General features: G+C 58.2%; 18 protein-coding genes. 7 read left to right on the top strand and 11 right to left on the bottom strand.

Annotated features, from left to right (window positions below; genetic code table 11):
* Position 1: 1 nt before the first annotated feature.
* The 4 genes from QRN85_RS07995 (at position 2) to QRN85_RS07980 (ending at position 4481) form a co-directional block, all read left to right on the top strand.
* The gene (locus QRN85_RS07995) at positions 2-511 is read left to right on the top strand and encodes an NUDIX hydrolase (protein WP_284757356.1); all 510 of its coding nucleotides are present in this window, start codon (positions 2-4) and stop codon (positions 509-511) included.
* 64 nt (positions 512-575) lie between these two features.
* Positions 576-2099, top strand: coding sequence for an inorganic phosphate transporter (locus tag QRN85_RS07990; RefSeq protein ID WP_284757355.1), 1524 nt, complete (start codon positions 576-578; stop codon positions 2097-2099).
* Positions 2100-2236: 137 nt separating this feature from the next.
* Positions 2237-2974, top strand: coding sequence for a 16S rRNA (uracil(1498)-N(3))-methyltransferase (locus QRN85_RS07985; protein ID WP_284757354.1), 738 nt, complete (start codon positions 2237-2239; stop codon positions 2972-2974).
* A gap of 133 nt (positions 2975-3107) precedes the next feature.
* Positions 3108-4481, top strand: a complete 1374-nt coding sequence (locus QRN85_RS07980; RefSeq protein WP_284757352.1) for a glutamate--cysteine ligase — start codon at positions 3108-3110, stop codon at positions 4479-4481.
* 102 nt (positions 4482-4583) lie between these two features.
* Here the strand turns inward: QRN85_RS07980 and QRN85_RS07975 are convergent, their stop codons facing one another.
* On the bottom strand, positions 4584-4865 hold the full coding sequence (locus QRN85_RS07975; RefSeq protein ID WP_113093974.1) for a DUF1127 domain-containing protein: 282 nt from the start codon (positions 4863-4865) through the stop codon (positions 4584-4586).
* Positions 4866-5059: 194 nt separating this feature from the next.
* On the opposite strand from QRN85_RS07975, the gene QRN85_RS07970 reads away from it, so the two are divergent.
* Both QRN85_RS07970 and QRN85_RS07965 read left to right on the top strand, forming a co-directional pair.
* Positions 5060-6010: a LysR substrate-binding domain-containing protein gene (locus tag QRN85_RS07970; protein ID WP_112964147.1), complete on the top strand. Its 951-nt coding sequence runs from the start codon at positions 5060-5062 to the stop codon at positions 6008-6010.
* Positions 6011-6537: 527 nt separating this feature from the next.
* Positions 6538-9180: an autotransporter outer membrane beta-barrel domain-containing protein gene (locus QRN85_RS07965; RefSeq protein ID WP_284757351.1), complete on the top strand. Its 2643-nt coding sequence runs from the start codon at positions 6538-6540 to the stop codon at positions 9178-9180.
* Between the two features lie 54 nt (positions 9181-9234).
* Here QRN85_RS07965 and QRN85_RS07960 read toward each other — a convergent pair whose 3' ends face one another.
* From QRN85_RS07960 to QRN85_RS07945, 4 genes are all read right to left on the bottom strand, one after another.
* Positions 9235-10113, bottom strand: coding sequence for a dienelactone hydrolase family protein (locus tag QRN85_RS07960; protein ID WP_284757350.1), 879 nt, complete (start codon positions 10111-10113; stop codon positions 9235-9237).
* A 129-nt stretch (positions 10114-10242) separates the two neighbouring features.
* Positions 10243-10662 (bottom strand): MAPEG family protein, encoded by a 420-nt coding sequence (locus tag QRN85_RS07955; RefSeq protein WP_112964051.1) that lies wholly within the window; start codon positions 10660-10662, stop codon positions 10243-10245.
* A gap of 87 nt (positions 10663-10749) precedes the next feature.
* Positions 10750-12255, bottom strand: coding sequence for an IMP dehydrogenase (gene guaB / locus QRN85_RS07950; protein ID WP_062586582.1), 1506 nt, complete (start codon positions 12253-12255; stop codon positions 10750-10752).
* A gap of 177 nt (positions 12256-12432) precedes the next feature.
* Positions 12433-13416, bottom strand: a complete 984-nt coding sequence (locus tag QRN85_RS07945) for an MBL fold metallo-hydrolase (RefSeq protein ID WP_502870774.1) — start codon at positions 13414-13416, stop codon at positions 12433-12435.
* 213 nt (positions 13417-13629) lie between these two features.
* Here QRN85_RS07945 and QRN85_RS07940 point away from each other — a divergent pair, with 213 nt between their 5' ends.
* Positions 13630-15027, top strand: a complete 1398-nt coding sequence (locus tag QRN85_RS07940) for an MDR family MFS transporter (RefSeq protein WP_284757346.1) — start codon at positions 13630-13632, stop codon at positions 15025-15027.
* Positions 15028-15042: 15 nt separating this feature from the next.
* Here the strand turns inward: QRN85_RS07940 and QRN85_RS07935 are convergent, their stop codons facing one another.
* The 6 genes from QRN85_RS07935 to QRN85_RS07910 form a co-directional block, all read right to left on the bottom strand.
* On the bottom strand, positions 15043-15837 hold the full coding sequence (locus QRN85_RS07935; protein WP_284757344.1) for an RlmE family RNA methyltransferase: 795 nt from the start codon (positions 15835-15837) through the stop codon (positions 15043-15045).
* A 1-nt stretch (position 15838) separates the two neighbouring features.
* Positions 15839-17392, bottom strand: coding sequence for a Ppx/GppA phosphatase family protein (locus tag QRN85_RS07930; RefSeq protein ID WP_112964149.1), 1554 nt, complete (start codon positions 17390-17392; stop codon positions 15839-15841).
* Positions 17393-17548: 156 nt separating this feature from the next.
* Positions 17549-18616, bottom strand: coding sequence for an HD domain-containing phosphohydrolase (locus QRN85_RS07925; RefSeq protein ID WP_062586578.1), 1068 nt, complete (start codon positions 18614-18616; stop codon positions 17549-17551).
* A gap of 9 nt (positions 18617-18625) precedes the next feature.
* Positions 18626-20821, bottom strand: coding sequence for an ATP-binding protein (locus QRN85_RS07920; protein ID WP_284757343.1), 2196 nt, complete (start codon positions 20819-20821; stop codon positions 18626-18628).
* Complete coding sequence (locus QRN85_RS07915; RefSeq protein ID WP_062586576.1) at positions 20821-21321, bottom strand: putative pterin-binding protein; 501 nt, start codon at positions 21319-21321, stop codon at positions 20821-20823. The genes QRN85_RS07920 and QRN85_RS07915 overlap by 1 nt, the downstream gene beginning before the upstream one ends.
* A 278-nt stretch (positions 21322-21599) precedes the next feature.
* Positions 21600-22334, bottom strand: a complete 735-nt coding sequence (locus QRN85_RS07910) for a helix-turn-helix transcriptional regulator (RefSeq protein WP_062586575.1) — start codon at positions 22332-22334, stop codon at positions 21600-21602.
* Between the last annotated feature and the right edge of the window lie 985 nt (positions 22335-23319).

Below are 23319 nucleotides of genomic sequence, written 5' to 3'. Positions count from 1 at the left end.
CTTGAACATTCTCACCCGACTAGCAAGTGATGTCTGCCTGATGCTGCGCCGGCCCATGCGGCAGCAATATGCAGCTCTGTGCTATCGTCACAGGAAAAAGACGGGTGAGTTGGAAGTTCTGCTGTTGACCAGCCGCGATACAGGCCGCTGGGTCATTCCCAAGGGATGGCCGATGGAAGGCAAGAAGGCCCATGCTGTCGCGTTGCAGGAAGCATTCGAAGAAGCAGGCGTTCGCGGCAATGTCGAAAAAGAAGCATTTGGTTTTTTTGATTACGAAAAGAAACTGCGTAACGGCGTAAAGGTGATGTGCCGCGTACAGGTGCATTTGCTCGAAGTGCTTGATCTCGTGAAGAACTTTCCCGAAAAGGAAAGCCGCACGCTTGAATGGGTTTCCCCTGAAGAAGCATCGCGTCGGGTCAATGAACCGGAACTGAAGGAACTTTTCCTTTCATTCGGCAAGCAAATGGCGCAAACGCAACAGCAGCAAGACGTAAATACAGTCAATTTGTAATCCCCTACGATATACCGCGACTGCGCCTGCAAATGCGGTCTTCGCCGCAGCCGAAAGCCGATAGATGGCGCAACAGCCCCAGAACCGAATGAAGCCGACACTCGACAAGGATCTGGACAAGCTCACTCTTGTCGAAGAGGCGAGCTATCACCTGACACGCGGCCTGACCGCTCCGGGTCTGGGCCTCCTGTTCCTCATGATTTCAGCGCTTGTCACCAGCGTCTACGTCGTTGGCCAGCCCAGCGCGATGATCATCTTCACCGCTGTCGTCATCGGCGCCTACATGGCGATGAGCATTGGCGCGAAAGATGTCGCAAACAATGTCGGACCTGCCGTAGGTGCCAAGGCGATGCCCCTTGCCGTCGCCCTCGTCATCGGCGCGGTCTGTGAAATTCTGGGCGCTGTGACCACCGGCGGAAACGTCGTGGAAACGATATCGAGCGGCATCATCAATATCAGGACCATACCTGACAGTTCCATATTCGTCTGGGCAATGCTGTCCGCCCTCATCACCGCCGCCCTGCTGGTCAATCTTTCCAATTATCTCAGGGCTCCCATTTCCACCACCCACACAGTGGTGGGCGGCGTAGCCGGTGCGGGTACGGCCGCTTATGGCTTTGCGGCTGTGGACTGGCTTTCGCTTGGCCGCATTGCCATGACATGGGTGGCCACACCCTTCATCAGCGCGTTTTTTGCGACGCTGCTGCTTGCCTTCATCAAGGAATTCATCATTTACCGCGACGACAAGATCGCCGCGGCCCGCACCTGGGTTCCTGTCCTGATAGGCGTGATGAGCGGCGTCTTCACGGCCTATCTCATCTGGGTCGGCCTTCATCAGGTCGTCAGCGTTTCCTTCAGCACACCCATCCTCTCCGGGCTCGTCATCGGTCTGTTGACCTGGCGCCTGTGCATTCCGTTGATTGCCAAACAGTCGCAAGGGCTGGAGAACCGCAACCAATCCCTGCGCAAGATGTTTCAATGGCCGCTCATTCTGGCTGCGGCACTCATGTCCTTTGCCCATGGCGCCAACGATGTGTCCAATGCCATTGGCCCTGTCGTTGCCATCGTGCGTGCCACGCAGGGCGTCATTGTGGGAGACACGGCCTCCGCTCCGCAATGGGTTTTGCTCATTGGTGCATTCGGTCTGTCTTGCGGCATCCTTCTGTTCGGCCCACGACTGATCCGACTGGTCGGGGAGCAGATCACGAAACTCAATCCGATGCGGGCTTTCTGCGTCTCGGTTTCCACCGCACTCACGGTTCTCGTCGCCTCCCGCTTCGGTATGCCCGTTTCGACCACGCACACCGCGATCGGCGCTGTCTTCGGCGTCGGCTTCTTTCGCGAATGGTATACGCAAAATGCCCGCAAACGGCTGGATGCCGAGCGTTCGGAAAACAACGACCGCAGCAAGGGCGATGGCGGAAGTGCCGAGGATAATGAAAATTCGTCCGAAGTCCGCAGGCGCTATCTCGTTCGCCGCTCGCATTTCATGACCATTGTCGCTGCATGGATCATCACCGTTCCCACCAGCGCCGCACTGGCTGCTGCGTGTTATGGTGTGATGTATGTATTTTTCATTCGACTCTAGGGCAATTCGAAGAGAAAGCGGGAGCCGGGTTTACATCTGCATTGCGCTGAAACGAAAGACAGCGCATTGAAGGCACCACCCTTTCGCTGCCACTGCTGCAACGGGATGGTTCAGGCTCCAGAACACCAAAGAGAATCATGCGCGCCAATTTCAGAATGCAACGGCTTTTCGTCACCGAGGCTCTCAATTGCGAACAGGCCATCGAAGCAAACAGCGACCAGTTCAATTATCTCGCAAATGTGCTGCGCTTGGCGGATGGGGCTGAAATTCTGCTGTTCAATGGCCGTGATGGTGAATGGAAAGCACAACTCTCCTACCCTACCCGCAAGAAAATCCTGCTGACGCCCAAGGAGCAGACCCGCCCGCAACCTTCTGCGCCGGATTTGCAATATCTGTTTGCGCCGCTGAAGGTTGGGCGCATGGATTATCTGGTGCAAAAGGCCGTGGAAATGGGCGCCGGCGTGTTGCAACCCGTGATGACGCAGCATGTCCAGGGCAAGATTACCAATCTCGACAAGTTGCGCGCCAATGTGACGGAGGCCGCAGAACAGTGCGGGATCCTTGCCGTGCCGCGCGTCGAGGAACCGATCAAGTTGAAAGACTTGCTGGAGAGCTGGCCGGACGACCGCCGGATCATCTATTGCGATGAGGGCGACGAGGGGCAAAATCCCATCCCGACGCTCAGCCGGATCAAGGAGACGCGTATCGCGCTGCTGGTCGGCCCGGAGGGCGGATTTTCGGACGAGGAGCGACATTTGCTGCGGAACCATCCCAGCGTGACGCCCATTCCGCTAGGGCCGCGTATCCTGCGGGCGGACACCGCTGCTGTGGCAGCGCTTGCCGTCATTCAGGCAAGTCTCGGCGACTGGAGATGAAAAGCGTAGCGAGCGGGAGGCCCATCTCCTAGGGTGGCGCATTCATCTTTAAAAGAAATTCATTTGCGTGTGGCGGTGGCGCGCCCTATCAGCGAGAACAAAGCCTCTCAGGCGACATCGACAAGGTAATTCCATGGCCCGCGACACGACAGATCAGACACCCATATCCTCCGTCCAGGAATTGACCGATTATCTGGCAGGCGGGTGTCGACCTGCAGAAAGCTTCCGCATCGGCACCGAGCACGAGAAATTTGCGTTCTTCAGGGATGACCATTCTCCGGTCCCCTATTTCGGCGAAGCCAGCATTTCCGCACTGCTGAAGGGTATGCAGGAGAAACTGGGTTGGGAACCCATCATCGATGAGGGCAACATCATCGGCCTTGCCGAAGCCAACGGCATGGGCGCAATCTCCATCGAGCCCGGTGGTCAGTTCGAGCTTTCCGGCGCGCCGCTGGAAAATCTGCACGAGACCTGCAAGGAGTCCAACCATCATCTGGCGACGCTCCGCGAGATTGCCGAACCGATGGGCATCCGCTTTCTGGGCATTGGCGGCAGCCCGCTATGGACCTATGATCAGACACCGCAGATGCCGAAATCGCGCTATGCGATCATGACGCGCTACATGCCGAAGGTCGGCACGCAGGGGCTCGACATGATGTATCGCACCTGCACGATCCAGGTGAACCTCGACTTTTCCTCGGAAGCGGATATGCGCCAGAAGATGCGGGTTTCGATGAAACTGCAATCCCTGGCAACCGCTCTCTTTGCCTCGTCGCCCTTCACCGAAGGCAAGCCGAACGGGCTGCTATCATGGCGCGGAGATATCTGGCGCGATACGGATAACCGCCGTTCGGGCGTCCTGCCTTTTGCATTCAAGTCTGATTTCGGTTTCAACGATTACGTCGAGTGGGCGCTGGAGGTGCCGATGTATTTCATCGTCCGCGATGGCAAATACCGCGACTGTACGCACATGACGTTTCGCGAATTTATGGCCGGTGCGCTCAAAGGCGAGATCGCGGAATGGCAACCGAACCTCGGCGATTGGACCAACCACCTGTCCACCCTGTTCCCGGATGTTCGCCTGAAGCGCTTCCTTGAAATGCGCGGCGCAGACGGTGGTCCATGGCGCCGCATCTGTGCGCTGCCGGCTTTCTGGGTCGGTCTTCTCTACGATCAGACCGCGCTGGACGCAGCTGATGCGCTGTCCGCCGACTGGAGCGTGGAAGATGTGATTGCAATGCGCGATACGGTGCCAGCCCAAGGCCTCAAGGCCATGATTGCGGGCCGAGACCTGCTGGATGTAGCCCGTGACGTTGTTTCGATTTCGCGTCAGGGCCTGCAGGCGCGCAAGCGCCTGAACAGCGAGGGGCAGGACGAAAGCGTGTTCCTGAACCCGCTGGATGAGGTGCTGGCAAAGAAGTCAACGCTGGCCGAGGACCTGCTGTCGCTTTACCACGGCCGCTGGAACAACTCCGTTCTGCCCGTCTTCGAAGAATATCAGTACTGACATTTCTGCATAAAAAAGCCCGGTGCGGCTAAGGCCGGACACCGGGCAAAAGGCAGGGCTAATTGGCAAATCACCCTGCGGGGAAACTGATTGCTGTTCGAGCTACAGAGCTTTGACCGAAGCGATCCTGGCTAGCTGCGCGAGACGCGTGGTCGGGTCTTCACGAAGACCCAGGTTTAGAGCCTTCCTGACATCGCTGCGGGTCAGACCGATGTCCGCCAGCTGATGATCGTCCAGATCCAACAGGCTATTGGCCTTGGTGCGATTGACAATACGACGCAGAAACGTGACGAAACCTTTGACGACAGATTGAGCGACCTGTCGGCCCATGGCCGCCTGCGGTGCGATCAAACCAAGTTCCATTTTCCGTTCTGCCGTGCGCATGACACTATCCTTTCATCCAGGCACGATGAGGCGCTGCCGCTGCGCCCATGCGCAGAGGCCGCCGGTCCGGCCGTCCTCGCGAACGACCCAACTGATTGTTTGATGTTTCGAGCGTCAAAATGTCGCAAGACTATTGATCAGTCCAACGAATGTTTTTAATGTCAGGCATCAATCATTCTGATGGATGGCACGCCATGTCCGCACCCCTCGATATAGACCAGTTGCATACCTTCATTGCAATCATCGATTCCGGCAGCTTCACCAAGGCGGCGGACCGGGTGTTCAAGACCCAATCGGCCGTTTCCATGCAGATGCGACGGTTGGAGGAGCGGCTGGGAAAGCAGCTTTTTGCAAAGGACGGGCGCGGCAACCGGCTCACCGCTGAAGGCGAAAAGCTGATGCATTATGCCCGCCGCATCATCCGCCTGAACAATGAGGCCGTCGCCGCTTTCGATGATAACCGTCTGGAGGGCACGCTGCGCATCGGCACGCCGGATGACTATGCCGACCGCTACATGCCGGAGATCATTGGTCGCTTCGCCAAGACGCATCCGAATGTCGAGCTTTACATTGTCTGCGAACCTTCGGTGAGTCTCGCGGAAAAAATGGCACGGGGCGAGCTGGACATCGCGCTGGTGACGCACAATCCCCGCGCCCGTACCTCCGATATCGTTCGGACCGAACCCCTCTGCTGGGTGGCCTCCGCAAACCATCCCCTGCGGGACGACGTGCCCGTGCCACTCGCCGTGGGGCGACGCGATTGCCATTGGCGGCAGCTTGCCGCTTCGGCGCTTGATGCCGACGGGCGCGACTATCAGGTCCTGTTTACCAGCTGGTCATCCACCGTTATCGCCGCTGCCGTGTTGGCTGGCATGGCCGTTTCCGTACTGCCGGAATCCACCTTGAGAACCGGCATGAGGGTGCTGACGGCTGCAGACGGTTTTCCGCCGCTGCCGCCCGTGCAGATCGGCCTGATGAAGCGCCCGGGTCTTTCCCCTTCGCTGATCAACGCCATCACGGACCACATCACCGCGTGTCTCGACAATATTTCGCTGAGTTCACCGCCCGATGAGCTGGACGGTGATCTCAAGCAGTTTCCCAAGGTGGCGCGGTTGCGAACCGGCCAGCTGGCGCCGGGCTGGTAATCGCCGACCACATGCCTTCCGGGCAAAGCCAGCCTTGCAAAAGCGTTTCCGCCTGAAGCACTCTGTCGCCTTCCGGTGACGCACGACCAGACATAAAACCGCACCCCTCCCCGCATGTTCCGGGCCGATCTCCAAGAGATGGACGGCCCGCAAGCAGTGCCTATGACGTCGTGTCTGAAGGCACCGTCGCCTGACGCGACCGCCGCTCTGCCGAGCTCGTCACCCCATTACTGCACCCCTTCCGCACAATCTGCAACGCCGTACCGCCAAATCACATCCAGGATATTTACAGCGATCTATTTGGCTTATTATATAGAATAAAACATCAACGATTCTCCAAATTTGCAATAATAACAAATATTAAATCCAGAAAATTTTCGAAATATATTTATATTCGAATAATTTTATCAAAAACGAGTTAGGAAGCTATGTATTCATTTTTATATTCGCAGCGTCGCGGACACAATCCTTTATATACGGGATCATATAATTCTTGTCGCAGGCTCGCCCTGCGCCATGCGCTCCTGATGACGACGGTTTGCGTGCCGCTTTCGCTTCTGGCGCTGACGGCAGCCTGCTTGCGGACCGCGTCTGCGCAGTCCATCACGGCAACCGGTGATATTAGCCCGACACTACCCGGCCCAACCGGTTCCTGGTCGCCGTCCGGTCGGATCGAAGTAGGTGCAACGAGCACCGGGGCGCTCAGCATTACGGATGGCGCGACGCTGAACTCGATCGATTCCGCCCTTGGCCTTGCCGCCGGCAGCAACGGCAGCATCACCATCAGCGGACAGGGCTCCACCTGGGTCAACCAAGGCGGCATCCTGATGAACGATGTCGGCACCAGTTCTCTGACCGTCTCCGACGGGGCGCGGGTGGAAACCGTCAACGGCAGTCTCTCCATGGGCCCGAATGCAAGCCTTACCATCACCGGGGCCGGCACATCGGTCGATCTTGGAACCCTGACGGCAACGGATCCGGCAAACTGGACGAGTGCGGCGGGTTATCTTAATCTCAACGAGGGAACGGCAACGCTCTCCCATGGCGCGCTCCTTCATGACGATGCTGGCTATATCGGTGGTCTCGGCGCAAGCTGGGCCGAAATGACCGTGACCGGCCAGGGCACGCATTGGACGAACAGCCTCAACGTCTATGTCGGCGGCAACGGAAACGGCGTTGTCGGTTATGGGCGCCTCACCGTCTCCGACGGCGCCGTGGTATCGGCTCATACCGGCGCGGTCGGCACCGATACCGGCTCTTTCGGCGAGATGACGCTGACCGGCGCAGGCACACGCTTCGAGTCGCTGTCAAACGCTTATTTTAGTGGCAACATGCGTGTGGGTTTCAACGGCAACGGCATCGTCACCGTCACGCAGGGCGCAGAACTGAAGGTCAGCAACCAGCTGGATATCGCCACCAATACCGGCAGCACCGGCGCGCTGAACATCGGCGCGGCAGAGGGGTCGGCGGCGGCCGCAGCCGGCACGATCTCGGTAACCAACGGCATCTATTTCGGCGACGGTACGGCCAAACTGGTGTTCAACCACACCAGCGACCCCTATGAATTCGACCAGAAGCTGTTCGGAAATGGCGGCGATATCCTGCAGATCGCGGGTACAACCATCTACACAGGCGATGGATCGGGCTTTACCGGCACAACGCATGTGGAAGGCGGAACGTTCGTGCTGAATAGCACGCTCGGCGGGACGATCGAAATCGGAACCGGCGGCACGCTGATGGGGTCCGGCTCCATCGGCGCGATCGAGATCACCACCGGCTCCACCGTGGCGCCGGGCAATTCCATCGGAACGCTGAACACCTCCGGGACTTATGTCCAGCAGGCAGGCGCACTTTATGAAGTCGAACTCGACCCCACGTCGACGGCCTCTGATCTGATCAATGCGGGCGGCACCGCCACGCTGCAGCCCGGAGCGCTGATCTCCTGGTCCCGCGGCGCGGCTGGAAGCTTCGTGCCGGGCGCGCAATACAACATCCTGACGGCAGCCGGCGGTCTCACCGGAACCTTCGACTGGTCCGGCTCTCCCGCCGTTTCGGCCTTCTACGATCTGGTCGATTCCTATGACACCAACAACGCCTACCTGACCGTTACCCAGACGACGGCGTTCACCGATGCCGCCATGACACCAAACCAGATTGCCACGAGCACGGTTCTGCAATCGCTTGCCATCACCAACAGCCTGCGGGCAGCCGTCGGTATGACGGCCGATTTCGATGCGGCGCGGGCTGCTTTCGATCTGGTTTCGGGCGATGTCTATGCCTCCCTGCGGTCGCAGATGCTGGATCACGCCCGCGTTTCCAGCCAGGCTGCCTTTGCGCGACTTGCCGATGACGAAGAGGGTTTTTGGGCCACCACCCATGGCGGGCGTCTTTCCCTGTCCAGCGACGGCAATGGCGGCGCAATGGCCGCCAACAGTTTTGACATGATCGCCGGCATGGATCGCAGCATCACCGACTGGCGCCTTGGCGTGTTGATCTTCGGCGCCACGCAGCACATTTCTGCCGGAGACCGGGACATGACCGGCACGCTGAACACCGGCGGACTTGGCGCCTACGCCGGCGCCGACTGGGGTGCAACGGCCTTCGATCTGGCGGCAAGCTTCGGCTACAGCGGCATCGACACCACCCGCAACGTGACCATAGGCAACATTTCCGATCACCTGACGGGAGATTATGGCGGGCTTTCGGGCCAGTTGTCTGCCCGCCTGTCGCAGCGCATCAGCACGCCGCAGTTTGACATCGTGCCTTTCGGCGAGGCCATCTACCTGACAGCATACACCCGCGACCTGCGTGAAAGCGGCGGCCTTGCCGCCCTGTCTGTCGATGGCGATACCGATCACGCGCTGATCGCAACGATCGGCACGACGGTGGAAAAGGGCCTGACGCTGGAGGACGGGCGAAAGGCGGATTTGAAGTTGGGGCTGGGCTGGCAGCACGCCGATGCCGACACGCCGCAATCGCGTAATGCTTTCTCCACCGGCAATGCCTTCACCGTGTCAGGCGTTGCCTTGCCGGAGAATGCGCTGGCGCTCAATGCAAGCTTCGGTGTTGCCGTTGGCGAGAAGGCGGCGCTCGGGGTGAGCTACAATGGGCTGCTGAGCGGCGACGGCGATGCCCATGCCGTCAAGATCAACTTTAACAGCCGCTTCTGAAGATAAGGGCGGTGCGCGGCAATCCTGCGCGCACCGCCAGCATCGCAGCGTGGATCAGCCGAGATATTTCCGAAAGAAATCCACCGTTCGGCCCCAGGCCAGATCCGCAGCCTTCTTGTCATAGCGTGCGCTGGACGTATCATTGTTGAAGGCGTGGTTGACGCCATCATACACAAAGATTTCGAACTGCTTGCCGTTGGCTTCCAGCGCCTTTCGATAGGCGTCTATTCCGGCATTGATGCGCTCATCCAGTCCGCCATAATGCAGCATCAGCGGCGCGCGGATCGCCGGCACGTCCTCGACCGGCGGCTGGGCGCCATAATAGGCGACACCTGCGTTCAGGCCTTCAGACTTCGTGGCCAGTCGATTGACCAGTCCGCCACCCCAGCAGAAGCCGACGGCACCGACCTTGCCGTTTGCCCCCTCGCGCTTTGCCAGCCACGCGCGCGTGGCCTCTGCATTTGCGACAGTGGCAGCCATATCGAGACCGCTGAACATTTCCCGGGCCTTGTCCTCATCATCAGGTGTTCCGCCCTGAGGCGACAGGAAATCCGGTGCGAGTGCGACAAAACCTTCCAGCGCGACACGGCGGGCGACATCGCGGATATGTCCGTTCAGACCGCGATTTTCATGGATGACAATGACAGATCCCAGCGATGCCGAAGCGTCTTTGGGCCTGACGAGATATCCCTTCATCTCGCCCTTTGCCCCGGGGTAGCTGACGGTCTCGGCGACGAGACGTTCGTCCGCTTCTTCAACCATGGCAGCCTGCGCGTTGCTGGCAGCGAGCAGAGGCGCAATGGTTGCGGCTGCGGCGCCAGACCCGGCAAGCAGCGTCAGTTTTTCCATGAATTTGCGGCGATCAAGGCTGAGATGCGTATATTCATCATAGGCGTCGATCATGGCCTGAGTGATGTCTGGCTTGTCCGTCATCATCTTCTCCCTTATGCGCGGCTCAAGGTAACATTAGCGCATATCAGAAGAGATCGGTGTAGCGACGCAGGCTGCGTGAAACAACTTTTCGCGATCTGGAACCGGTGGCGTCAGATCACGGGTAACCGCCTACTCCAATGCCAGCCATACGGCCAGCCAGCCCCACATCAGGATAACCGACGCCATGCTGATGGCGAAAGCGGGCGCACGATAGCGGAGGTTGTTGCTGGTGACGTGGACATAGGTGTGCACGTAACGCGCAATCACAAATACCCAGCCGAGAGCAACGGTGCCGATGTTATCCGCATCGGTAATGTAGAGGAGGATACAGACAGCATGGAACAGCACCGGAATTTCGAACTGGTTGGCAAGGTTCTTGTTGACCACAAGGCTTCGGTCCGATTCCTTGCCCGTCTCGCGAAAATTCTGAAAGGCTTGCCTGTCGCTGAACGTATATTTCTTGCGGCGTAGAAAGAGCAGCACATAAAGACCGAAGACCAGAAATGCGTGAGCAATCATGGGCCAGAACATTGCGGTCGTTGGTGACATTCTCTTTTCCTTTCAGCAAAACGCTCTCCGAAGCTGCGTGCGCGGAGAGCGTCTCTTTATTGGCATTTTACATAATGGATCGAAAGATCAAACTGCGCCGGGGTAGTTCGGGCTTTCGCGGGTGATCGTCACATCATGGGCGTGGCTTTCGCGCAGGCCCGCACCGGAGATGCGAACGAAGGTCGCCCGTTCCTGGAAGTCCTTGATGGTACCGCCACCGACATAGCCCATAGCAGCCTTCAGGCCACCTGCGAGCTGGTGCAGCACGCCGGAAACCGGCCCCTTGTACGGAACCTGGCCTTCGATACCCTCAGGTACCAGCTTCAGCGTATCGCGCACTTCCGCCTGGAAGTAGCGATCTGCCGAGCCACGTGCCATTGCGCCAACGGAGCCCATGCCACGGTAAGCCTTGAAGGAGCGGCCCTGGTACAGGAACACTTCGCCCGGGCTTTCATCCGTACCGGCCAGAAGCGAGCCGATCATGACGGCGGATGCACCGGCGGCGATTGCCTTGGCAAGGTCGCCAGAGAACTTGATGCCGCCATCGGCAATGACAGGAATATCCACGGCCTGCGCCGCTTCCACAGCCGACATGATGGCCGCAAGCTGCGGCACACCGACACCGGCAACGATGCGTGTGGTGCAGATCGAACCTGGACCGATACCGACCTTGACCGCATCCGCACCGGCATCGATGAGCGCCTTGGTGCCATCGGCTGTCGCGACATTGCCGGCGATGATGCGAACCGAATTCGACATCTTCTTGACCTGCGTGACGGCGTCGAGAACGCGCTGCGAATGACCATGGGCCGTATCGACCACCAGAAGGTCCACACCGGCCTCGATCAGACGCTCTGCCCGCTCAATTGCATCGGCACCAACGCTGATGGCGGCTGCGGCGCGAAGGCGGCCCTGTGCATCCTTGGTGGCATTTGGGTTGAGCTGCGACTTTTCGATATCCTTGACGGTGATCAGGCCGACGCAGTTGCCCTTGCCATCGACGACAACCAGCTTTTCGATGCGGTGCTTGTGCAGGAGACGGCGGGCTTCCTGCTGATCGACGCTGCTTTCCTTGACCGTCACGAGGTTTTCGCGGGTCATCAGCTCGTAGATCTTCTGCGCAGGATCGGACGCAAAGCGCACATCGCGGTTGGTAAGAATGCCCACGAGGCGGCCGCTCTTGTGGCCACCAGAACCGCCATTTTCAACAACTGGAATACCGGAAATGCTGTAGGTCTTCATCAGCGCCTGCGCTTCTGCAAGCGTGGCATCCGGTCCGATCGTCACAGGGTTGACGACCATGCCGCTTTCGAACTTCTTGACCTGACGGACCTCCTCGGCCTGTTCGATGGGTGTCAGGTTGCGGTGGATGACGCCGATGCCACCGGCCTGCGCCATGGCGATGGCAAGGCGGCCTTCCGTAACCGTGTCCATTGCAGACGACAGGATCGGCAGGTTCAGTTCGATATCGTGGGCAATACGCGTGGAGATATTTGTCTGGCCCGGCATGACTTCGGAGTGCCCCGGCTGGAGCAGAACATCGTCGAATGTCAGAGCGTCAAGACCTGTGGGGGTTTGTATAATGCGTGCCATGGCCAAATTCCTATTTTGAAAATGCAGGACGACCCGGAACGAAAAGTTCACCCCGGCGCCATGCAAAGGATTGCTTGGAAGTTGGCGAGGGCTGGTAACACGTTCATGACAGGAAGGGAATAGAAAAAACCCGGAAACAAAGTCCGGGTTTCCCCTGTTGCCGCAATGCAGCAGATGTCAGATGTCGAACTGGTAGGATTTGGGCACGAAGCGGTAACCGACATCCTGCTTCTCGGCGTAGCCCACAGCCGGAAACGGCATGTGATAACCAAGGAACGGCAGGCGGTCTGTCGCAATCATGTCGAAAACCTTCTTGCGACTTGCAGCGGCGGCGGCCTTGTCCATGTCGAACTTGACTTCCCATTCGGGGCGCTGAAGAGACAGCACGAAGTGGTTGGCGGTATCCGCCGTCAGCACCAGCTGCTTTCCTTCGGATTCGACACGGAAGATCATGTGGCCCGGAGAGTGGCCGAAGGCGGCCATGCTGGTAATGCCCGGAACGACCGTCGCACCGTCACCGATAAAGGTTGCTTTTTCGGCCAGCGGCTTGACGTTTGCCAGCACGCCCTTCTGTCCGCCTTCAGCCGGCGTCCCGACGCGCTTGGCGTCTGTCCAGAAATCATATTCGGCCTGGCCCATGACATAACGTGCCTTCGGAAAAGCGGGCGCACCCTTTTCCATGAGACCGCCAATGTGGTCGCCATGCATATGCGTCAACACGACCACGGTCACATCGTCAGGCGTATAGCCTGCGGCTGCAAGACCTTCCATCAGGCGTCCATTGCCAGCCTCGCGACCGCTTTCGCCAAAGCCGGTATCGAACAGGACGAGATCGGAGCCTGTGTTGATGAGTGCAGGCGAGAAACTGTTGACGAACTGATCGGCGGGAAGAAAATTCTTCTGGAGCAGATCGCCCACCGCATCCTTGCTCTGGTTGGTGCCGAATGTCTCACCAGGGGCGCCAGAAGCACGGGCGCCGTCCTTGACGACGAGAACTTCGAACTTTCCAAGCTTGAATCGATTTGTTTCGGGTGGCATCGCGTGGTTCACCTTCATGGATGTCTGCGGTTGGTTGGATTGGGCAAAGGCCGTGCTGCGAAGCACGAAGGGCGCAGCCAAAGCGCCAATGCCCGCGGCCGCGAACAGGCCACGCCTGTTCATATTCAGAAAACTGCTCATCAAAACCTCCTTCAATATTTCATCCCGTCGACAGGACTATCACCAGTAACGCGCAAGATTGTGTAGAAAAATCAATCTCACACAGACGTGAATGGAAACGGCAGCCTTGCAGATTGTTTAGTTGGCAAATGGTGCGCAGGGGCGTAGTTAACTCATAACGACCCCATCAGGATGCGGGCTTCCCGCAGTCAATCCATGAACCGCATCATCCCGCTCATTCTTGCCGTCGCTCTCTTCATGGAGCAGATGGACTCCACCGTCATCGCCACCTCGCTGCCAGCCATTGCGGCCGATCTCAATGTGGGGCCGATCACGCTGAAGCTGGCACTAACCTCCTACATGGTGGCGCTGGCGATCTTCATTCCCATCAGTGGCTGGATGGCGGACAAGTTCGGCGCAAAGAAGATTTTTCGCTTCGCCATCGCCATCTTCATCGTCGGCTCCATCTGTTGCGCCGCCTCCTCATCCGTGGTCGAATTCGTCCTGTCACGCTTCCTGCAGGGCATGGGCGGGGCCATGATGACGCCGGTTGGAAGACTTGTGCTTCTGCGCACGACCAAGCGCAGCGAACTCGTATCCGCAATGGCGTTGCTGACCATTCCGGGTCTCGTCGGTCCGCTGACCGGCCCGCCGATCGGTGGCTTCATCACCACCTATTTTTCCTGGCATTGGATATTCCTCATCAATGTGCCCATCGGGGCCATTGGCATTTGGCTGGCGACCATCTATCTGCCGGAAATAGAGACGACCAATCCGCCGCCCATGGATACGAAAGGCTTCATCCTTTCAGGCGTCGCGGCATCCGGCGTCGTTTTCGGCCTGTCCGTCGTCAGCCTTCCCGCGCTACCACCCATCATCGGAATTGCCGCTACCCTCATCGGTTTCCTGTGCGGCTTCTGGTATATGCGTCACGCCAGAGCGCATCCTGCCCCTATTCTGGATTTCAAGATTTTCAAAAACGCCACCTTCAGAGCAGCCTCGGTCAGCGGTACGATCTTCCGTATTTCCACCGGAGCGATACCGTTTCTCATGCCGCTGATGCTGCAGATCGGTTTCGGGTTGAACCCGTTTCAGTCGGGCATGATTACCTTTGCAGGTGCGATCGGCGCGATAACCACGAAGTTCATGGCGCGGCGGGTCTTTGCCGCCACCGGTTTCAGGTCCGTGCTGATCAGCGCTGGCGTCGTGGGCGCCTTTACCACGCTTGCCAACTCCTTCTTCACGCCCGATACGCCCTATCCTCTGATCATGATCTTTCTGGTCACGGCAGGATTTGCCCGGTCCTTCTTCTTCACCGGCACCAATGCGCTCGGCTATTCGGACATTGAAGACGCGCAGGCAAGTCAGGCCACCTCAATGGCATCGGTTCTGCAGCAGATCAGCCTTGCGCTGGGTGTTGCCTTTGCGGCAACCATTCTGGAAGTCAGCAGCTACATGTCGGGCGCGCATTTGCAGCTGGCGGATTTTCACACCGCCTTCATGGTCGTGGCGGCTGTCTCGCTGATTGCCATCGTTCCGCTGATTGCGATGGACCGCCGCGCCGGTGCTGCCGTTTCAGGCCATAGAGAAAAGGCATCGACGCCCGCAGAATGAAGATATGCGCTGGTTTCAGCGCATATCCATGTCTTCGTAGTCGTCATCGCGTGGATCGGGGCCCGGTTGAATTGTGTCGGGATCGACATCCTGTTCTCGGGTCGTGGCGTCGCCGGGTTTTCTTCCCTTGAAGTGCTTGGCCAGCAGGAACATTTCCACCGATTCCGAGCGCGACGATGCGGGCTTGACGTGGATGACCTGCTTGAAGTTCTTCTTGAGCATATCCAGAAGCTGCCGTTCCGTTCCGCCCTGGAACGTCTTGGCAAGGAAATGCCCGCCTTCGGCCAGCACCTGCACGGCAAAATCGGCAGCCACTTCGCACAGATGCATGGTACGGATATGGTCGGTTTTCTGGTGGCCGGTGGTGGGCGCAGCCATATCGGAGAGAACGAGATCCGGCGTTCCGCCGACAGATTCGATCAGAAGGTCCGGTGCAGCCGGATCGAGAAAGTCGAGATGCAGAATCTTGACGCCGGGAATGGGATCGAGCTCGAGAAAGTCGATCGCTGCGACGCGAATATCGTCTTCGGTCGAATCCGTCACCTTGGCGGCAATCTGCGACCAGCTTCCGGGAGCAGCACCCAGATCGATGATGCGGCGCGCACCTTTCAAAATCTGATGTTTGTCATTGATCTCCAGCAGCTTGAACGCCGCGCGCGCGCGGTAGCCTTCCAGCTTTGCGCGCTGAACATAGGGATCGTTGATGTGACGCTCGATCCAGGCGCGTGAAGACGGCTTCAGCTTCGCCTTCTTTACCTTCTGGCCGATCTTGCGTCCGGTACGGTTGGTACTTGTGGGCGCCTTGCTCATGTCAACCTTTCCGTTCCGTCTTGCCCTGCATCTGTGCACGGCGAATTCTGTTGCGGCGCCATGCGCCATCGTCTGCCATCATATCCGTCAAAAGGCCTTCGCGAAGCCCCCTGTCCGCGACCCGCATTCGCTGCGAAGGCCACCGTCTGCGGATCGCTTCGAGAATGGCACATCCGGCCAGCACGAGGTCGGCACGGTCAGGACCAATGCAGGCATTGGCGGCTCTGCCCGCAAAGTCCCAGGCCAGCAGCTTGTCCTGCATGGCGGTGACCTCGGCATCTGAAAGCCATAGCCCGTCCACCTTGCGTCGGTCGTATCGCGGCAGATCCAGATGCACACCCGCCAGCGTCGTCACCGTGCCCGACGTTCCGATCAGATGAAAATCCTCGTGCGGAGCTTCCTGCGCCAAAGGCGGGCAATGAAATGCGTCCAGCAGCCCCTCGACCTCGGACACCATGGCCGCAAAGACTTGAGGCGTCACATCGCGACCGCCATGCCGCTCCGAAAGCGTCACGACGCCGACTGGAAGCGATGTCCAATGGGTAATGTGGTTTGCAAGCCGGTTGGAGCGGTTTTCGCCTACGCGAATGACGGCAATCTCTGACGATCCACCGCCAATATCGAAGAGAACGACGGAGCGCGCTTCCCTGCCCACCAAGGAGGAGCAACCGGAAACGGCAAGCCGGGCTTCGGTTTCGCGGCTGATGATCTCCAGATCTAGACCGGTTTCACGCGTTACCCTGGCCAGGAATTCCTCACCATTGCTCGCAGCGCGGCAAGCCTCGGTCGCAATCAGCCGCATACGACGGATCGAGCGTCCGGAAAGCTTGGCGGCACAGACGCGCAAGGCTTCGACTGCACGGTCCATCGCATCGTCGGACAGGCGGCCGGTCGAAACCAGCCCCTCGCCAAGGCGTACAATCCGGGAAAACGCATCAACGACGCGGAACTGGCCGGGACGCGTGGGCTGAGCAATCAGCAGACGGCAATTGTTCGTTCCAAGGTCAAGCGCGGCATACATGTCCGCACTTCCGTCGCTGCCGCTATCACGATAATGGCCTTGCGTCCTGGCCAGCAGCCGCGCCTGTTCAGGAGCTGCAGACGAATGCTGCGCGGCAGCCGGGCCATTTTGGCGGGCAGCAGGCTTGGGCGCATGAGAGGGAACAAGCGGTCTGCCCTGCGGACCACGGTGGCTGCGCTTGCCGCCTCGGCTCTTGCGTTTTGCCTGCGGCAAAGGGCTGCTTGCTGGTTGTTCAGCCGCGCCTTGGCGAGCGACGACTGCATCCTGGGCAGGTTGCGTTGCGCCCTGTCCGCGCGAACGCCTGCGGCGCTTGCGCTTTTTCGGCGCCGAGTCTCGCTCGGGATCGCCTTTGGATGGGGAATCCGGGCGGGAATCGACACCATGAAGCTGCGGCGAAACATTAGCGTCACGGGGTTTGCCGTTACGCCTGCTCTTGCCACGACGGGAGCGCTTGGCACTCCCTTTTTCCACTGTCGATGCCCCTGGTTCCGACGGCTTTGGGCCGTTTCCGGGGTCAATCACTGTCTTATCCATTCCGCCGCGCGAAAGCTTCAAGCAATGCTGCTGGCGTCCATAAAGGTTACGTTGAGGTAAGCATACCAGCGCAGGACATTTTAGCCAACCGATTTTTGCCGCAGCCTCATGGGCAGCGTTCTTCTGAAACGATGATCAGTTGCGCGCGCTTTCGGATCACGAAGCGACGGCATTCTCGAAAAACGCAGCCTGCTTGTCGGCAAGTCGATCACGCACGGACAGAATGTCATCCAGCGCCTTCTCGAATGCCTCTACGCAGGCGGGATCGAACTGCGAACCCGAACGGCCCTTGATATGCGCGACAGCCTTCTCGACTGGCCATGCTTCCTTGTAGGGGCGCTCCGTGGTCAGCGCGTCGAAATTGTCGGCAACGGCAACGATACGGCCAGCGATGGGAATGGCGTCACCCGCGAGACGTCGTGGGTAGCCCTGCCCGTCCCACCTCTCATGGTGGGTAGCTGCGATGCTGGCCGCAAGCCGCAGCAGGCCCGATTTCGATTCACGCAAAATGTCGGAACCCAGCAGAGTGTGGGTTTGCATGGAGGCGAATTCCTGTTCCGTAAGCTTGCCCTTCTTCAACAGCACCGCGTCCGGTATGCCGACCTTCCCCACATCATGCATTGGCGCAGCCAGACGGATGTCGGAACAGAACTCTTCATTCAGCCCAAGGGCCTTCGCAATCAGGTGGGAATATTCGCCCACCCTCTTGGTGTGAAAGCCCGTGTCGGAATCCTTGAAGCTCGTTGCAATCGAAAGGCGGTCGATGATCTCCTCTTCGCGGGCGCGAATTTCGGCAACCGCCTTGTCGACCTCGACCCGAAGCCATTCCGCCTTGTCGGCAAGCTTGTTGCGCGCGTCCACCAATGCGATGAGGTTTTTCAAACGGGCGAGAAATTCGAGAGGGTTGACGGGCTTGTTGAGGAAGTCGATCGAGCCCGCATCAAGACACGCCATCCTGACCGTCATATCCGTATCGGCCGTAACCATCACCACCGGCTTTCCCCGATAGCGATCAAACATCTGAATTTCCCGAAGCAGTTCGATCCCGTTGTAACCAGGCATCTGATAGTCGATGACAGCGATTTCGAAATCGAGATCCGGCATTTTCGAGAGCGCTTCTGAAGGATCGAGGAAACCCAGCGCCTCGCAGCCGGGAAGCGTCGCGACGAGCTCCGATAACAGCGTCAGATTGGTATTGTTGTCGTCCACGACGAGAATGCGCATTGTCAACTCCTATGCGGCATGAACGTGCCGGTGTTCTTGGACTGCACGCTGAATGCCTTGCAATTCGGATTGGGTAAGTTGTGCATGACGCAGCCTTTGGGCCTCATCAGCAATCTCCTGCAGGCCGACATTGCTTGCCGCACCTCTCAGGCTGTGTAGCATTCGATCGCAGGTCACGATGTCGCCGGAGCGCATTGCATTCGAGACCTCAGCCAGAATATTGGCGGCATCCGTAAAGAAGCTCTCGATCAGGTGATCGAAACCATCCTTGCCCAGGACCTCGATGAGTTCCTTCTGCTGCCGCTCGTTTATTCCGGGTTTGGCATCTTCTCTTGCGGCTTGCGACGCACCGGCGCCAGGGATGTTCTTTCGGATGATCGCATCCAGCTTGGCGAGATTGATCGGTTTCAGCTGGAAGTCCGTCATACCGGCCTCCTCGCAGGCTTTCCGGTCGCTCTCGGAAGCATTTCCGGTCAGGGCCACGATGGGGACGGTTCTTGTCCAGCCGTCGAGCGCACGGATGCGCCGCGTGGCCTCAATCCCGTCCATATCAGGCATCTGCATATCCATCAGCACAAGATCGAAGCGATGCGATGTGACCTTGGCCAGAGCCTCGATGCCATTCCCCGCAACGGTGACCTTCTGTCCCAGATGCGCAAGATAGCCAGCTGCAACTTCCTGGTTCACCAGATTGTCCTCGACCAGGAGGACGCGCAGAGGGGGCAATGCAGGGCCTGAAATTGCCGCTGGTGCAGCCATTGTCCGGTCGTGATTGAGAACGGCGGGCTCTGCCGGAATCTCGAACCAGAAGGTGCTTCCCAGACCTGGTTCGCTCGAAACCCCGATTGTGCCGCCCAGCGCTTCGACAATCTCCTTGCAGATCGTCAGACCCAGCCCCGTGCCGCCATATTGCCGGCTGATGGACGCATCCACCTGAGAGAAGGGCTTGAACAGCTTTTCGAGACCGGCCTCATCGATGCCGATGCCATTATCCCGGATGGCAACTTTCAGCAGCGGGACCGGCCCTGTATCCGAAAACGTCATTTTCAACGCGACGACGCCATTCGACGTGAACTTGAGAGCATTGCTGAGAAGGTTGAGAACGACCTGCCGCACACGGGTGACATCGGTTGAAATAACAGAGCGCCCGCGCAGATCGCTGACATCGGATACAAGCGTGTTGCCCCGCTCGGCGGCTCTGTCGCCCATCATCGCGACGACGCCGGACACGACCTCGATAATATCGGCAGGCGCCCTGTCGATATCGACATGGCCGTTCTCCATCTTCGAATAGTCGAGGACTTCGTTGATGATCTCCAGCAGGGTCTCGCCAGAGCGGCGGATCGTCTGGACGCCGATGGCAATGCGGTCCGGCAGGCCGGAGAGCTCCAGCAGCTCCGCTGTGCCAAGGATCGCGTTCAAGGGGGTGCGAACCTCGTGTCCCATCGTGGCCATGAACTGCGACTTCGCGCGGTTGCCGGCATCAGCACTGGCATAAGCCGCCTTCAGCTCGACTGCAAGGTCCTCGAATGCGCGCGCGGCAGACTTCACCGAACGAAGCTGTCGTTGAAGCATCACGACAAGAATGCCGACACAGACCGACAGGACTGCGGTCAAGGTGCCGATTTTCAGCTGCAGCAGTTGCAGGGCATCCCGCGCATCCGCCCGTTCAGCACTGACGCTGCTGTTGACGCCCACCAGCAGAGAGCCCGTATCGTCTACGAGTGGGTCAAGCACCTCCATGAAGTCCTGAAGCTGACGGCGCTCAAGAGGCTCACCGCTCGAAAGCGCGGTGAACCAGCCCTCATATTTGAGGACTGCCTGCTCAATGTTGTTGATGGTTGCCGTAAACTTCGGATCGTCAAGGATTTGCAGATCGAGATTGGCCTTCTTCAGTATCGTCATTCTCGAATAGAGAATATCGTAGCGCGTGAAGAATGAGCGTTTCGCTTCTGCGGAAAAATCACCGCTGGCGACCATTACCCTGGCTTCTTCCTGCAGTCGCCGGGCTTCGCGGTCCAGCTGGTAGACGGACCACATGGCGTTTTCCCGCACGCCGTCCTGCAAGGCTTCGTATCGCTGGTAAATTCCCGACATGAGGTAGATCAGACCGGCAAGCAGAATCGCAACGAAAGCCTGCAAAAATGCAGTGCTTTTGCTGGCCTTCCTTATTCCGTCGCCATAGGACCGAGCCCGAGCCCCCATTACCTCACCTCGATCGCCTTTATCTGCCAGACAGAACGGGAGAAGTACTTTTCATTGTAGAGGGATCTGTCCTTGTCGAAGGGATAGATCAGGAAGATCGGACCCTTGTCGCGCACCGACATCACTGCGCCGTTCATGCGGGTGGCAAGGATTGTGTCCAGCCTTGTGGCATCCTCGAAAGGCATCTCCGCGCTATAGTCATTCAGCGCGATGACCTTGAGCTTGCTGCCGCGAGCCCCTGCTGCGTTCAAAACAGCGCGAAACAGTGGTCCGGCAAATGTGATCTCGCCTGTCGTCCAGGGCGTTTCCATCTTGCCCGATCGCGAATCCAGCGCCTCAAGCATCTCAAGATCGAACTGGGCAGTGGTTCCGACATTCGGGTGCGTAATATCTCCGGAAAGGGTCAAAATGACCGGACCCTTGGGGGCGTCAAGCGCGAAAGCTGGAAAGGAGATGATGCCGATGGCAATGACCAAAAGAGAACGAAAAAAGACTCGCATCTTAACCACTGGAATTTAGTCAGCGAAAACCGCTGCGCATGAACGGGCAATGCCTTCTTCGGCTCTCCCGACATTAAGCGTGTTGAGCACGCCTAGGTCGCCGACATCATGCCGGCGCGGCCAAATGGCCCGGTGCGCTAAAAATAAGCCGATGCAATTGCGCAATCGTTAATTTACGGCATCCAAGTTTAAACTAAGCCAGTTTACCGGCTGAAGACTTCGCGCGGTGGCTTTCTACTGTCCATTCGAAATGACGCATGGACGACTTCAATACGTCGTCAATCGATCAATCTGCGTCTTATTGCTTGCGCGATTGCCTGCGTCCTGTTGGCCGCCCCAAGCTTCTTTGTCGCGGATTTGATGTAGCTGTTGACCGTTTCGGCCTGATAGCCCGTTGCTTTCGCAATATTCTCGCTCGTCAGCCCCAGGCTCGCCTGGACAAGGCAAGCCAGCTCGCCCTTGGAGAGCTTCATGTGATCGGCGGCAAAACGGTCCAGCAACGGTTTTGTAAATGTCTTGTAGACGCCCTCGGCAATCATCTGAAGAAAAGCTATTTCCTCATCGTTGAATGGCGTGATCCTGGTAAAACCAACCGTGCCATAGGGTGCGTCTTCCCGGCAGATGGGGATAATCGTTCTGTTGTGAACGTTGAAGGTGCGCTGCAAATACAGCAGCCGCTGCGGCACCTCCGAGGTCTTGTAGACTTCCGCCTCGACCACCGGTGTCTGGGACGACCTGGCGGCAACAACGAAGGGATCCACAAGGTGCAGCTTGTCGGCCATGTAGGCTTCGACAAAGGCCGGGGGCAGATCCGTGTCAATCGATAGCCCTCCCCCAAAGCGATAATGATCGACATCGAGGCCCGAGACGATGATGTAGTCAAAAGGCACTGCGTTGCGAAGCCTGTCCATCAGGTTGCTTTGCCCAAAGAACCGGTGGCTGGGGACAGACCGAAGATCGACATAGTCCTTCAACGCGTCAGGATCGAGGACCGACAATGCGCTCACCGGCATGGATTTGTCTCACTTTGCAACATTAGCCCGCCTTCTCACCCCTTGCTTGTTAACCTGAGTTTAATAACTTGATAAAACGCAAGGATTGCGGGGCAATTTCGAACTTTTTTCATTCTGGCAGGGCGTTTTGACCGCGTTCGACTGCACCAAAGCGTGAAAAACTTGCAATCGATAAACCTCTACAACCTGAATTAACCTGAAATTAATATCTGGGCTTCAGAACTAGTGCTATCGGTTAGACAGAAGTTGCGAAACCTTCAAGGCGTTGAAGACTGACAGAAAGATTTAGCGGTAGATCTTAAGTCAGTGCCCCGGTGCAGCAACCAAAAATCGGATCGGGTTCTCGTGCTGGTGAGAACCCTGCACCATCTCTCTCGGCGCGGATAGCGCTTTATATGTATATACTCATGCACTCGGACTTAAAAGGCTCCGTTTGGTATGATCGAAAAATCGGCTCGGCGGGCCTTTTTGGCTCGTTGAGCTGATGATATCAGGCTTTTGCGCTCAAATCGTATTCGTAGGCAACATATGCCTCGAATGCGTTGATCTTGGCTGGAGCGAGTTTAAATCACTTGCGCCCCCCTCAGGAACGCCGGAAATAGTTGCCGTTGCCGGCCAGAACCGGCCCCGTGCGCTCGCAAACGTGCCGCTGTACTAGCGGCTTGCCTGGGCCCAATATCGCCCTCTCCCCCTGCAATTTTAAAAATAATGCTAATTTGGCAGGCAATGACCTCCCAAATCAGCACAATTGCTCATGTTTGATTTTATAAATTCATCTTTCGTCAATAAGTGAACCCTACAAATGGGATCATCGGGCCAATAGCCTTCGCCAACCGCCTTCAACCGGGACGCGAGCCACAGGAAAAGCCCGGAGACTGCAACCGATCATCCACCGTCGTCTAATGACGCACCAGCAAGGTCCCCACGTCTGTCGACCAACGGCAACGAACGAGAAGTCATGCCTTCGCAGACGTCTGGGGCCGAA

It is taken from the genome of Agrobacterium sp. fls2-241-TYG-188a, assembly GCF_030209845.1.
The sequence above is the reverse complement of the archived record's forward strand: the minus strand, read 5'-3'. Positions and strand labels throughout refer to the sequence as shown.